Annotated in this window: 9 protein-coding genes; 2 read left to right on the top strand and 7 right to left on the bottom strand. The window is 32.6% G+C overall.

Annotation, left to right across the window (positions count from 1 at the left end):
• Positions 1-14: 14 nt before the first annotated feature.
• Genes Q0921_RS02480 through Q0921_RS02465 form a run of 4 tightly spaced genes read right to left on the bottom strand, consistent with a single transcriptional unit; the run spans position 15 to position 3,929 of the window.
• Positions 15-560, bottom strand: coding sequence for an AAA family ATPase (locus tag Q0921_RS02480; protein WP_299252774.1), 546 nt, complete (start codon positions 558-560; stop codon positions 15-17).
• Positions 554-1,492: an adenosylcobinamide-phosphate synthase CbiB gene (gene cbiB / locus Q0921_RS02475; RefSeq protein ID WP_299252771.1), complete on the bottom strand. Its 939-nt coding sequence runs from the start codon at positions 1,490-1,492 to the stop codon at positions 554-556. The genes Q0921_RS02480 and cbiB overlap by 7 nt, the downstream gene beginning before the upstream one ends.
• Entirely contained in the window at positions 1,483-2,496 is a 1,014-nt protein-coding gene (locus Q0921_RS02470; RefSeq protein WP_299252769.1) for an aminotransferase class I/II-fold pyridoxal phosphate-dependent enzyme, read from the bottom strand. The genes cbiB and Q0921_RS02470 overlap by 10 nt, the downstream gene beginning before the upstream one ends.
• Positions 2,490-3,929 carry a cobyric acid synthase gene (locus tag Q0921_RS02465; protein WP_299252766.1) on the bottom strand — a complete coding sequence of 480 codons (1,440 nt, stop codon included), beginning with the start codon at positions 3,927-3,929 and terminating at the stop codon, positions 2,490-2,492. The genes Q0921_RS02470 and Q0921_RS02465 overlap by 7 nt, the downstream gene beginning before the upstream one ends.
• A 705-nt stretch (positions 3,930-4,634) precedes the next feature.
• Between Q0921_RS02465 and Q0921_RS02460 the strand changes: the two genes are divergently transcribed.
• Entirely contained in the window at positions 4,635-6,200 is a 1,566-nt protein-coding gene (locus tag Q0921_RS02460; protein ID WP_299252763.1) for a lytic polysaccharide monooxygenase, read from the top strand.
• A 963-nt stretch (positions 6,201-7,163) separates the two neighbouring features.
• Positions 7,164-9,455 (top strand): lytic polysaccharide monooxygenase, encoded by a 2,292-nt coding sequence (locus Q0921_RS02455; RefSeq protein ID WP_299252760.1) that lies wholly within the window; start codon positions 7,164-7,166, stop codon positions 9,453-9,455.
• Positions 9,456-9,672: 217 nt separating this feature from the next.
• On the opposite strand, the gene Q0921_RS02450 is transcribed toward Q0921_RS02455, so the two are convergent.
• The 3 genes from Q0921_RS02450 to Q0921_RS02440 form a co-directional block, all read right to left on the bottom strand.
• Positions 9,673-10,605 carry an alpha/beta hydrolase gene (locus tag Q0921_RS02450; RefSeq protein WP_299252757.1) on the bottom strand — a complete coding sequence of 311 codons (933 nt, stop codon included), beginning with the start codon at positions 10,603-10,605 and terminating at the stop codon, positions 9,673-9,675.
• Positions 10,606-10,730: 125 nt separating this feature from the next.
• The gene (locus tag Q0921_RS02445) at positions 10,731-11,288 is read right to left on the bottom strand and encodes a TetR/AcrR family transcriptional regulator (RefSeq protein WP_299252754.1); all 558 of its coding nucleotides are present in this window, start codon (positions 11,286-11,288) and stop codon (positions 10,731-10,733) included.
• Positions 11,289-11,630: 342 nt separating this feature from the next.
• The gene (locus tag Q0921_RS02440; RefSeq protein ID WP_299252750.1) at positions 11,631-14,351 is read right to left on the bottom strand and encodes a ThuA domain-containing protein; all 2,721 of its coding nucleotides are present in this window, start codon (positions 14,349-14,351) and stop codon (positions 11,631-11,633) included.
• Positions 14,352-14,412: the final 61 nt, after the last annotated feature.

The following is a 14,412-nucleotide window of genomic DNA, read 5'->3' as shown; positions in this document are numbered from 1 at the left end:
AATATTAGAAGAAGTTATGAACTACTATTGTTTTTATTTTTTAATTCATTCAAAATAAATCTAACTCTCTCTTTTACAGTTGAAAAAGGCAAATACACTAAATCAAAATTCTTCTTAAAATAGGTTTCTACCAACTGCTTTGATAATGCAAGTTGAACATTAAAACCTTCTGGGCGTTGTAGATCTGTTTTATAAATAGATTCCCAAGGTAGAGCTATAAAAACAGTTTTGTGGTAATATTTTGTGTAGTCAAACTGTTTCAAATAATCTGGAATAGTTTTATTATAATGTCTTAAATATGCTAAGTTATCAACTAAGCTACGATCGCAAAACACACTTTCATTTTCATTCAATAAAGCTGCTTTAGTTTCTTCGAAAACTAAATATGTAAAGCGGTTTATATTTTCCCAAGGCATACCATCATTACCGGTATTCTGTTCGTTTATTATAACTTTTCTAGACATTTCTTTTAAACAAGGAATTCCCTGATGTTCCAAAGCGTCAATTAAAGTTGATTTCCCTGTACCTGGAGCTCCTGTTATAATATACTTTTTTAGCATTGCAACCAATAAATGATTAGAAGAATTATAATAACTGCTAAGAAACTCGTACGATAATTAATTCTAGCTACTTTAAAAATCTCTTCATGACGTATTAATCGATCATTTGTTCCTATAAATGGTTTGTCAAGTAATTTTCCTTTATAAAAATTTGGCCCTCCAAATTTACAAGATAAAATATAGGCTAAAGCTGCTTCCGGGTAACCCGCATTGGGGCTTGAATGTTTTTTTCCTTCATAGAAAACAAAAGAAATCCCTTTTAATTTAAAAGTAACTAGTAACATTAGCAATGCTGTTATTCTTGAAGGAATAAAATTAACGACATCATCTAGGTTAGCAGCGAATTTACCAAAGAATTCATATTTTTCATTACGATAACCTACCATAGAATCTAATGTATTAATCATTTTATAAGCCATAGCTCCTGGCACTCCTAAACAAGCAAAATAAAACAAAGGAGCAATAACACCATCACTTAAATTTTCGGACATGGTTTCCAAGGTAGCAATTCGTATTTGTTGGGCATTTAGATTTGTAGTATCTCTACCTACAATCCATGATAACCGCTTTCTCCCTTCTTCTAATCCTTTGTTTTTCAAAATTTTAAATACCGATTTTCCTTCTGTTACTAATGTCTTATTTGCTAAACAATAGAATAATAATATCGTAGAGAGGATTAGTTTTATTATAACCCAATCATTTTTATTACAATAGTTAATGGCAAAATAAGGAATGCTAAAAGCAGCTATAACCAAACTAATGGTAAGCAATACGCCTTTTAAAAATTGAAATTTGGGATGATTCCACTTTTTTTCACCAAAAGCAATTAAATACCCATAACCAACTATTAAATGAGGGATACTTCTAGGGTCTCCAATAATTAAATCGATTAAAAAGGCAGCTATTAATATGTAAATAGTATTTAATTCCACTCTTTAAGCGCCTTAATTAATTTATTATTTGCTGTTTGTGATTGAACCGCTAAACGAATATACTCTCCTTGTAACCCTGTAAAATTAGTAGCATCTCGTATTAATATCTGGTGTTTTTCAATGAGATAATTCTTTAAACTTGATGCTTTTCTATTTTTTAATTTTACTAAGAAATAGGAAGTTGTTCCCGGTATAATTTCTAGCCACTCTATTTTTTTGAGCTGTTGTTTAAATTGTTCTGTTTCATTAAAAAGAGCTTCTGCATCAAAAGCTAGTTTCTCATAATTCTCAAAAATAAATTGGCCTCCTTTTATTGCTAAACTATTAACACTCCATGGCATTTTATAGGTTAACACTTCTTTTATAAAATTAGAATTCGAGATGATATACCCTAATCGTAAACCTGGTATTGCAAATGTCTTAGTAAGTGAGCGCACTATAGTAAGGTTTGTATACAAATTTATTAAGGGTACTGCTGTTTCTACTTGATTAGAAAATTCTATGTAAGCTTCATCTATAATAAAATGTGTTTGAGGGTGTGTAGATAATAATCGCTGAATTTTATCAAGCTCTAAAATCTTACCATCAGGATTATTTGGATTACATATAAAAACTAACTCACTATCAAAATTAGTAAATTCAATAGCCTCTCTATCGGCAAAGCAGCATTCTAATTGATTAATCTTACAGGCATCTTCATATTCTGAAAACGTAGGGCTTGTAATTGTAGCCCTTTTATTTTTATACAATTGAGCAATTAAGTAAAACGCCTCAACAGCTCCATTAGTAAATAAAAACTGATTGGAGTTTAAATTAAATTTATCAGCTGCCAATACATTTAACTCGCGAGCTATTGGGGAAGGGTAATTTTCAATGGTTTGAATCGCGTTACTTATTGCTTCCAATAGAAGCTTTTTACAGCCTTTGTAATAAACGTTAGAGCTAAAATTATAATCTATTTGAGAATTATATCGGTATAGATCGTCTCCATGCCCTTTTAACATACGCTTATATCCTTAAGTATTTTACTCATGTCTAGATGTTCATCTATTAATTTAGCTAGTTTTTCGTAGTTATCTTCTTTAAATTTCTTATGACTTAACACTTCGCTTTTACCATATTTTAATTCTAACAATTCGTCTACAACAATGCTGTTATCAAAAATGCCATGAAAATAAGTGCCCCAACTTCGTTTACCATCAAAATAGCCTTCAGGAGTAGTATTTATGGTATTTAGATGTCTGCCCTTAGGTACTTTAGTTTCCCCCATATGTATTTCGTAGCCAGAACAAATATGTTTACTATCTTTAAATTGAAATTCTTGCTGAACGGTTTTTTTGGTTTCAGTTAAGACCGTATCAATATCAAACAGTCCTAAACCTTTTATTGTTTTCAAATTACTTTCTACCTTATGAGGATCAGCTATAGTTTTACCCATCATTTGATATCCCCCACAAATACCAATAATGGGAGTGTCTTGATAGCGTTCTTTAATAAGTGCTGCAATCCCCTCTTCTTCCAAAGCTTTATAATCAATTAATGTGTTTTTTGTTCCTGGTAAAATAATAACATCAGCTTTATTTATTTCTGAAAGGTTTCTCGTAAAATACAATTGGATATTTTCATTTTGTTCTAAAGGTTGAAAATCGGTATAGTTAGAAATATAGTGCAATTGAATAACAGCAACGTTTAATTTATCTTTAACTGATTTTGTATTTCTTTTTTCTAATGCTAGAGAATCTTCTTCTTCTATAATAATATCTTTTGCATATGGTAGCACTCCCAACACAGGATAACCAGTAATTTCTTCCAATTTTTTAATTCCAGAATTAAAGAGAGCGGGATCCCCTCTAAACTTATTAATGATAATACCTTTAAGTAGTTTTTTCTCCCAATCCTCTAATAATGCAATTGTACCATAAACACTTCCAAAAACTCCGCCTTTATCAATATCTGCAATTAAATATACACAAGCATTAGCAGCTTCAGCCATACGCATATTTACAATATCGCGATGTTTTAAATTAAGTTCGCTAATACTTCCAGCGCCTTCCATTACAATCGGATTGTATTTTTTGCTTAATGTATTAAATGCCTTTTTTGCTTCTTCGAATAATTGCTTTTTATTATTGCCTAAAAAATAATCTTTCGCAGTTTGACTTCCTATAGGTACACCGTTTAACACGACTTGAGATTTCGTTTCTCCCGAAGGTTTTAATAGTATAGGATTCATTTCAACTTGGCATAATAATTTACAAGCTTCTGCCTGAACAGCTTGAGCTCTTCCTATTTCCTTACCGTCTTTTGTAACAAAGCTATTTAAAGACATGTTTTGAGATTTAAAAGGAGCAGGATCATAGCTTCTGTTTTTTAGCCAACGACAAATTCCGGTAACGACCCAGCTTTTACCAACATCTGAATTGGTACCTACTATCATTACTGGACGCATTTTTGTTATATCTAGACTCTTCAACAATTAAATATTTCTAATTTAAGTTTTCAAAAATAACACTAAAATCAAGAACATTGATAGTATGTTCTACATTAAGAAAATTGATACATATTTTGATAAACTATGAAGTATGAAAACCTTACCATAGATGTTTTAATTTATATTTAATGAATTGGATTTATCTGGTTAAAGTATCTGATATAAAATAAATTATAATAGAATCTAGAAGCAAGTACACGACGGAACTAAAAAATGGAGAACATATACCCATTAAAAGAACGAAATACAAAGATATAAAAGCGAAGTAGCTCTAATTTAATCTTAAAAAATAAAATTTATAATCAAGATGGAGTACAGAATACGTATTTACTATAATTTCTCATGCATTAGATATCCCTTTTAAACTTCCTGTATTGATTTATAAAATTCACTATAAGTTACATTAATATCTTATTACAAAAAAAACATGCACTTTATTAGGAAACTGTTAAAATAAACTTAGCATTAATAAAAGTATGGCAAATTATAGATGTTTTGATTTCACATAATATTTTTTATTTGCGACATTTTAGTCTATTTCGTCAATTCATTCAGCTCTTCTTCACAATAAATTGATAAAATTGAAGTTACGAAAACATTATCGCTAGTTAGATTATAGCAATATTATTGTAAAACACAAATTATCACGTCATGAAAAGAAAAACTCTAAAAAACCAACATGTAAAAAGAAGATATTGGCAGACTTTATTTTGTCTAGTCGTATCATTAACTTTTGTACAATCTATATCTCCTCATGGAACAGTAACCAGCCCTCCTAGCCGTGTTTGGGTTTGTTTTCAGGAAAATCCTGAAAGCCCAGACTCCCCTGCCTGTCAAGATGCTGTAATTGGTTGGGGGACACAAGCCTTCTATGACTGGAATGAAGTCGCCAGAATGGATGCTAACGGAATGCATATGGATATTATTATGGATGGTAACCTAGCCAGTGCCGGACGACCCGACAAATACGGTGGATTAGATCAAGTAAGAGACGATTGGGTAACAACATCAGTTACTCCTGGTCCATTTACGGTAACTTGGACTAATTCTGCACCTCACGAAACCTTGTACTATCGAGTTTATATCACTAAAGCAGATTGGACCCCAAATCAACCACTAACTTGGGATAGTCTAGAACTGCTAGTAGAAACTGATCCAAGACCGGCGTCAGAAACTGATAATATTGATGTTGTATTACCACAAAGAACCGGTAAACATGTGATCTATAGTATTTGGCAACGATCACTTACTGGAGAGGCATTTTATTCAACCAGTGATGTTGATTTTGGAGTAACTACAGAACCTTTACCTCCTGTTGCCGCCTTTACAAGCGATAATGGAAGATGTGGAGGTCCTAATGTTAGTTTCAGTGCGGCTGATTCTTATGATCCCAATGGAGACCCATTGACCTATTCTTGGGATTTTGGAGATGGAACAACGGCAGAAGGTGTTGAAGTATCTCATACTTATTCTAACTTAGAAAGTGCTACCGTAACATTGACTGTTAGTGATGGCCAGTTTAGCAGTGGTACTGTAGAAACAATTAACTTAATAGCAGATACGGAATGTGAGGAAAACTCTTGTTCTTTTGATACACCAAGAACAGCTCCTTTGCCTTCATTGAATGAAACCTATAACTATGCATATGTTATTGGTGATAACGGACCCGATTTTAGTGATATTTATAAGTTTTTTATCAATTGGGATTTAAATAACAAAGGATTATATAATTTTGATTATCAAACTCTAAGTACTTATACTTCTTTTGCACAAATGCCTCATAATTTTGATGAAGTAAATCCTGAAGTTACGTTTGTAAATAGCGAAATTGAAAGATTGGATGGGTCTTACTACGTTACTGTAGACGAGGGTAATCTTGTTCTGGTTTCTAAAACTGAAGGTTTTACAATATATTTCACAACAACGCCAACCGAACCTGTGTGCAATATTCTATCGATAAATTCTTTTGACAAATTAGGACTTACAGTATTCCCTAATCCTGCAAATTCTATAATCAATATTTCAGGAGTTTCTAAGCTTAATGGAGCCGTTGTACAACTAGTAAGCCTTACTGGCGCAATAATTAAATCTAGTCGTGTTTCTGAAGTGTCAACCTATTCAATTGATGTAAGTGATGTGACTTCAGGCTTATATTTATTGACTTTAGAATCAGTAACTGGAGAAAAATCAATGACCAAAGTTTTTGTAAATGAATAAGATTATGGTCTTCGTATTGCACATACATCATATTTATTACAAAATGTAGACTATAAAAGAGGTGAAAAAAGTATCTCTATATTGTTATTGTTAAACTGAGTTTGTTGAAGTTTTTAAAACGTCTTCGACAGACTCAGGATAACAGATATAGTATATTAAATAAATACTTGACTGAATAAATGCATTAATCATTTTATCCATAATATTTTAACTTTTTACTAAACTTTTTACTGCATATTGTTGTTAAAAATAATATTTAATATAAAAAATACGCTTAATTTTATGATTAGTGTGACTTTTTTTGCTTTCAAAAAGAGGTTTTCAAGCTCAGTTTTCTTTTTTTATTCTTAGTATCTTCTTAACATAAGATACATCTGAACTTGTAATATGTAATTATTATAATTTTTATTCTCTTCATGAAACACTATCATAGAAGTAAATGATGAGATAATTTTCATACAGATAATAAATGTTAAGACTTTATATAGATATCTAATTGAATAATTTCATCTACTAATTATCTTTTTACCTTACAATTTTCTTAAATTTAGTAACGACTCAGTAGTAATAGAAAATAATTAAAATTATAGGCTAACTATCAATTTTTGTTTTTAAACTATATGAATGAACCTAATGGTAGACATCGCCAATAATCTTAATTAATATTCAAAAAATTTATGTTTGATATCTTCCCTTATCAAATAGTAAATTGAACTAATACTCTAATCAAAATATAAATAAACAACTATGGAAAGAAAATCCATAGGTTCTTTAAATCCAACTTTAATCGGCTACACGAATTTTCTATTTTAAAATTTGCAATTAATAATGTAGTTGACAAAAGTTAATTGCAAAGATTTTTTTAGCACATAGCAATTAATATGAAATATACCAAATCAGATAATTACTGCTATTTTTCAGACCAATCAACACAAACTATAATTCTTAAAACCTAAAACTATCATGAAAAAAAAACCTCAAAGAAATGAAATCCTAAAAACTATAGGTTTTCATTTAAAAAGACGTTCCTTGCAGATCCTGTTATGTACGGGTCTATTTTTAATCCCTAGTCAATCAATTTCTCCACACGGAACAGTAACCAGTCCACCTAGCCGCGTTTGGATTTGTTTTCAAGAAAATCCTGAAAGCCCAGACTCCCCTGCCTGCCAAGATGCAATTATTGGTTGGGGTACACAAGCCTTCTACGACTGGAATGAAGTTGCTAGAATGGATGCTAATGGAATGCATATGGATATTATTATGGATGGTAACCTAGCCAGTGCTGGACGACCAGATAAATACGGTGGATTGGATCAAGTAAGAGATGATTGGGTTACAACACCGGTTACTCCTGGCCCATTTACGGTAACTTGGACCAATTCTGCACCTCATCAAACTTTGTACTATCGAGTTTACATCACTAAAGCAGATTGGACACCGAATCAACCACTAACTTGGGATAGTTTAGAACTGCTAGTAGAAACTGATCCAAGACCAGCAGCAGCAATTGATAATATTGATGTTGTATTACCAGAAAGAACGGGTAAACATGTGATCTATAGTATTTGGCAACGATCACTTACTGAAGAGGCGTTTTACTCAACAAGTGATGTCGATTTTGGAGCAACATCAGAACCTTTACCTCCTATTGCCGCCTTTACAAGTGATAACGGAAGATGTGGCGGCCCTGAAGTTAATTTTAGTGCGGCTGATTCTTATGACCCTAATGGAGATCCATTGACCTATTTTTGGGATTTTGGAGATGGAACAACGGCAGAAGGTGTTGAAATTTCTCATACTTATTCTAACTTAGAGACTGCTACCGTAACATTGACAATTAGCGATGGAGAGTTCAGTAGTGGGGCAACAGAAACGATTAGTTTAATTATAGACCCCGACTGCCAAGAAATACCTTGTCCTTTTGATACGCCAAGAGACACAGCGTTACCTTCTATAAATTCATCCTATGAAAATGTATATGTATTAGGAGATAATGGACCAAATTTAGATAACGTTGCGAATTGTTCTATAAACTGGGATTTAGGAAATAATGGTTTATATCAATTTTCTCTAAGTACAAACAATGGTATTCCTGATTGGTATAACAATTTGATATCTGTTTCGACCGAAAACTTTGGTTTAGCAGAACCCCAAATAACTATTTCTGGTTCAAGTTTTGTTGGCCTGGATGGTTCTTATTACGCCACCGTTGACGGAGATAACTTTGTATTAGTTTCTATCACTGGAGGTTTTACTATCTATTTTAGTAATTCCGCAATTGCTCCAGATTGTGATGATACTACAGGACCTACAAATACCCCTCCTGTTGCGGCTCTAACAGCTAGTCCAAATACAGGATTAGCGCCATTAACAGTGGTTTTTGATGCTTCTGAATCTACCGATGCTGATGGAGATTTATTAACATATAATATTGATTATGGTGATGGTACTTCTGGATCAGAAATTACTTCTACTCACATATACACTGTAGGGGAATATATTGCTACGGTTACCGTAGATGATGGTAATGGTGCTGCGGATACTGCTTCGATATCGATAACAGTCGAAGAAGATATCATCATCGGACCACCGACGGCTGATTGTACTTTTGATACACCAATGAATTCTTCATTAGTTAATATAAATACTTCTTATGAAAATATATATGTATTAGGTACTGGAGGCCCAAATTTAGATAATGTTACTTTGTTTACCTTAAATTGGAATTTAGCTAATAATGGTTTATATCAGTTTTCATTTAATTTAAATACAGCACCGTGGTATGTTGATCTTTCGGATGCTACTCAAAATTTTAATGAAGAAAATCCACAAATTTCTTTGACAGGTACAGGTATTTCTGGTTTAGATGGAGATTATTATGCAACCATTGATGAAAGAAACTTTGTATTGGTCGCAGATGGTTATACTATTTATTTTAGTAATTCATCAACTGCTCCCGATTGCTCGTCCGAAAGAAACCAAGGAAATCCTGAAATAGAAAATACAGAAGAACATTCTTTTACTATGTTTCCAAACCCTGCATTTTCTAGTGTTTTAATACAAAACAAAAAAGATCTAAAGGATAGCTTAATTACAATCTCTGATCTTAGCGGAAAAGAAATAAAATCCTTACAAGTGATTGAGAGTAAAACGATTATGACTATTGATGTTTCTGATATTAAAACGGGATTATATTTAGTACGAATTTTAGATCGTTCAGGTTCTAAACGTATCCTTAGATTATTAATAAACTAAGATCCTGTTTGAAAATAATTCAAATTTAGTAGTATAATACTGATAATGTAATTAGTGTAGTCTACTTCCGGATTCTTTTACAAAAAACAGCCTTCTAAATTTTAGAAGGCTGTTTTATTTATAAGTTCTAAATGAAAGTATTTATTATTTAAGAAAAATAATACTAGTACAATATATTTCGTACCCATTTCCATTTATAGGTATATCTAACCAGCTATTATTTAATGTTGTTTTTCTTGAAAAATTGACGAATGTATGCTGCAATCTCATCTCCTTTATCTTCTAGAGCAAAATGTCCTGTATTTAATAAATGTATCTCTACATTATTTAAATCTCTTTTGTAAGGTACTGCACCTATACCTGGAAATATAGGATCATTTTCTCCCCATACAATTAATGTTGGTGGTTGATGTTTTCTGAATTTTTTATGCCATTCTGGATATAAGGCTACATTTGTTCTATAATCATAAAACATCGCCAATTGTATTTCATTATTCTCTGGCCTCTGAATATGTTGATAGTCTAAATACCAATTATCTGGACTAATTTTTGATGGATCTTCTACACCAGTCGTGTATTGCCATTCCAAACCTCCTAAAGTGTGAAACCCTTCTAAAGCTTTACGTGTTTCTTCATTATTATTAGCCCAATTAGCTTTTAATGCATCAAATGGTACTCCTAAACCTTCTTCATAGGCATTTCCATTTTGTACGATTAGAGCCTGTACTCTTTCTGGATGTTTAGAAAATATTCTATATCCTACTGGCGCTCCATAGTCCATAACATAAAGGCTGTATTTTTTAATACCTTTTTGATCTAAAAACTTCTCTACTATACGAGCCATATTATCAAATGTATAATCGAAATCTTTAATTGCAGGTTGAGAACTTCTACCATAACCTGGATAATCCGGTGCTATTAAATGATATTCAGTAGAAAGCTCTTCAATAAGGTTGCGAAACATAAATGAGGATGTTGGGTATCCATGTAATAATACTAGTGCAGGTTTGTTTTTTGATCCCGCTTCTCTGTAGAAGATATCTAAGTCATCTACTACTTCGGTACTATAAGTTGTTGTTTGACTAAATCCGGAAAATGTTGTTATAATGGATAAAATAAGTACTGTTAAATAATTTTTAAGTATTTTCATTTTTTCTATTATTCTAGTTTAAATAATTTATTGCTTTTTGATAATTATTCTTTTTGGTTCATTTTTAATTTTAATAATTTTTCACATGTTACCGAACGTTCGGTAATAATTTTATTTAAATTTTTTTAAGTATACCTGTTTTTGATTTTTTCAAGTACCGTCAAAAAAGGTTCTGTTATATTCAATGATTTTGACAAAACCAAACTTCCTTGAATATCAATAAAGGTTTGATTAGCATTATCTCTCGCTTCTTTAACACTCATTCCTTTTTCTAAACCAAAAACCTCAAATCCCTTTATAAAGAGCTGAATCCCCTCTTGTATTTGATCACCAAATAATGCAATTCCCGAATCTAAGGATAGAGATCTAAATACACAGACTTCAGTACCATCCTTATAAATTTCTCTCATGTTTGAAATTACCGTATCTATGCGTTCATCAAAATTCTCAGTATCGTCGGTTAAAACGTCATAAACGTTTTTATTATTCCACGAGTGCAAATGAGCCAATACCGCAGCCGACATATCTTTCTTGCCCCCAGGAAAACGATGATAAAGACTAGCTTTTTTTAATCCAGTAGCAGTCGCTAATTCAATTAAACTTGCTCCATCATAACCTTTGGATCTGAAAACGGACATTAACCCATTTAACATATCTAAATCCTCTACTTTTTGCGGTCTCATTTAGCAAATATAGAATGTAATAGTTATTTACCAAACGTTCGGTTAAATATTAACTTTGTTTTAACTTTAATTTGATTCCATACTATATATAAAAATAACATAATCCTTATTGATACTATTCCTATTCCTCCTACCCTCCTATAAATTCAATAACATTTTGATAAGCTTCGTATGTTAGATAGATACAGACTAGCTTCGAGAAATAACGATTCCACTTCCTTTTTCAATTTAATTATTTATTAAAAAACTTTGTAAAAGCACCTTGCCTTTTACAAAAGCAAGGTGCTTGACATAATATTAAATAAAAATACTTAAGGTGTTTATAGCTTCCAAGCAACCCGCTTATTGCTTTAGAATTTTCATCACTGATTTCTCTTGTAAACCAATTATTTTCACATAATACATCCCTTTGGCTAAAGCACTCATATTAATCGTTGCGCTATCCTCGGTTATATTTTTAGTTAAAAGGAGTTTCCCATTAAAATCATAAACTCGTGCCGTGGAACCTGATGCTCCTAATATGGTAGCTGTTTTTATTACTGGATTAGGATACAGTTGAATTTCTTGTGGTACTATGACTTCTGGAGCTCTTACTGGTCCTCCTATAGGGGTAATAATCCAATGTAAGTTTTCACTTGTCTCGGACGAGTCAAAAAGATTTACATTTTGCCCATTGGCTCCATTAGAACCTCCATTAATAGCAAAGTCAGGAGCATTACGTTTAATAAGCTTAAACGCTCCTCCACCTACGGCTACTTTTTCCCAGTGTTGGTTTTGATTATTTTCTGCACATGTCCATAAATATACATTTTGTCCGTTGATTCCTCCATGATCTCCATCGATACAGTAATTGGTTCCTTGCTTTTGGTATGAGTAATACCCATTACCCTGATCGATCTCAATCCATTGTTGGTTGATATTGTTTTCATTTTCTGACCATAAATACACGTTTTGTCCGTTTGTTCCACCCCAATCACCATCGATAGCAAAACCAGATGCATTACGTTTTGTTATATGGACTGCAGTAGCTGTAGGGACATTATCTATTATTACAAAATCAAAAGTTTCTTCAGTTCCATCAGTATTTCCTTGAGGGAAAAGCGCACTGTTATCTACGTCCCAATCTGCTTGAATCCATCCGTTATTAAATAAACTTTGAAGCGCTACTTGATTATCTCCTTTTTGCTCCCATCCAAAATTTTCCCAAGTTCCTGGAGCATTCCCATTTGCACGGATCGATACATTCTGATTACCACCAACTACCTGAACATATTTATCCGTATTCACTGATTTAAGTGCAATACAACCATTAGGGTGTTCCTCTATATAAAATAATTCTCTATCTGCCTCTTCTCCATTAGCAATCAGATTAGAATTTGCCTCGTTGATAGTAATCCATTTTTGATCACCACCTGATTTTCTTAACGCAATCATTTTTCCTATTGGTGCATTCGTATCACAGGTAGGTATAGATGGATCATCACCCCAACCTAATGTAGCTACATCTTCTTCTGGGAATTCATCTTCAGCTTTTATTCTAATATTGCGATAGTATAATTCAGCACCTTCAGACTGTATTTGTATTTGACCACTAGTTAAGGTAGTTCCATTCCGAGTAGCGTCTTGTAATGCATTTACCATTACACCATTTACATAATGAATTGCTCTATCACCAATAACAATAACTTCTAATAAGTTCCATTCTCCATTAGGATATTCAGGATTTGTTCCTGCTCTTATTAGTGTTCCGGTATTTAGTGTACCCATTGGTGTAAAAGTTAATCCTCCTCTATTTTCTGAGGGAACCAACCCTCTTGAACCCGCTAGACCAATATAATCACCTAAGTCTCCTTCTTGTACTTGAAACTCTAATGAAGATTTCCAAACATCCCAAAAAGTTCCATGTTCACCTTGACAGTGATATAGAATACCACTATCTCTTAACAAATTTAATCTTGGCTCCCATTTTAGTTCACCCCATTTAAACTCCATACTTAAATGGTAGTTGCTGTATTCGTTTAAAGTGGTTAAACCACCGTACACTTCACCTGAAATATATAATTGCTTTTCGCCATCGACTTCAATTATGGAGAAAACATTAGTAGGATCATTATCTAAACCTAAAGGAGTTCCTGAACCATTTGTAACGTTATTACTCGATCCTGGTAAACCAGTAGATGTATGTGGCACTCCCATAAATTTTTCCCAACATTCTAAATCGTTTTCTAAAAGATCTGTCCAGCTATTGGTTAAATCGGCACCACAATCATTTTCAGATGTATTTGGGTCTAATCGGTCGGCTGTCCAAAGTACTGCCTTTTCAATCATTTCTCTGAAAGTTTCATTATTATTATACGTAGCTCCATTATGACCTAGTGCCGTATAAAATGATCTTCCTCCGTCGAATTCTTTTAACCAAGTTATTGGACGTGTAGCATCGTAACTTTGGCCACCTGTAGATTCGACTTCTAATAGATTCTCATTTGTATCGCTTAGTTGGCCTCCATTAAGTTCCCAATAGTACCATTCTTCTTCGTGAGCCCAAGTATCGCCAACACTTCCAATATGATCAATTACAGGATGATCGACAAGAACATTCATAATACCGGGAAGATTATTTGATGTATGGTTCGGACTAGTTTGTACAATAGCTCCAACTAATTCATTATACCAAGGCCAGGATGACCCCTCATTAGTATTTCTATATGTATCAGTAGCTGAATGAAAACCAATAAATCCACCACCATTTTGTATAAAAGTTTCCATTGCAGCTTGCTGACTGTCATCTAAAAGATCTCCACCTGTTGTATTTGAAAATACAATGACTTCATAATTAGCTAAATTTTCGGTAGTAAAAATAGAGGCATCTCTAGTTGCTTCTACTGACCACGTATCGTGCTCTGCATTTGCCCCTAAGTCTTCCAACATACTAATACTAGCATTTATAGCTCCCGTATGTCTAAAACCATTGGTTTCGTGAAAAACTAAAACATTGAAATCTTGACTATAAGAAGAAAATATTCCTATGGAAAAAAGCGATAAAACAAATAGTATATTTTTCATAATTCTAAATTTTGTTGATTGGGAATATTATGGATTAAAAGGAGTTTTCTTTTTGTTGTGA

Source organism: uncultured Aquimarina sp. (assembly GCF_947496855.1).
GTDB lineage: Bacteria > Bacteroidota > Bacteroidia > Flavobacteriales > Flavobacteriaceae > Aquimarina.
This window is presented reverse-complemented; position numbering and strand designations above follow the sequence as displayed.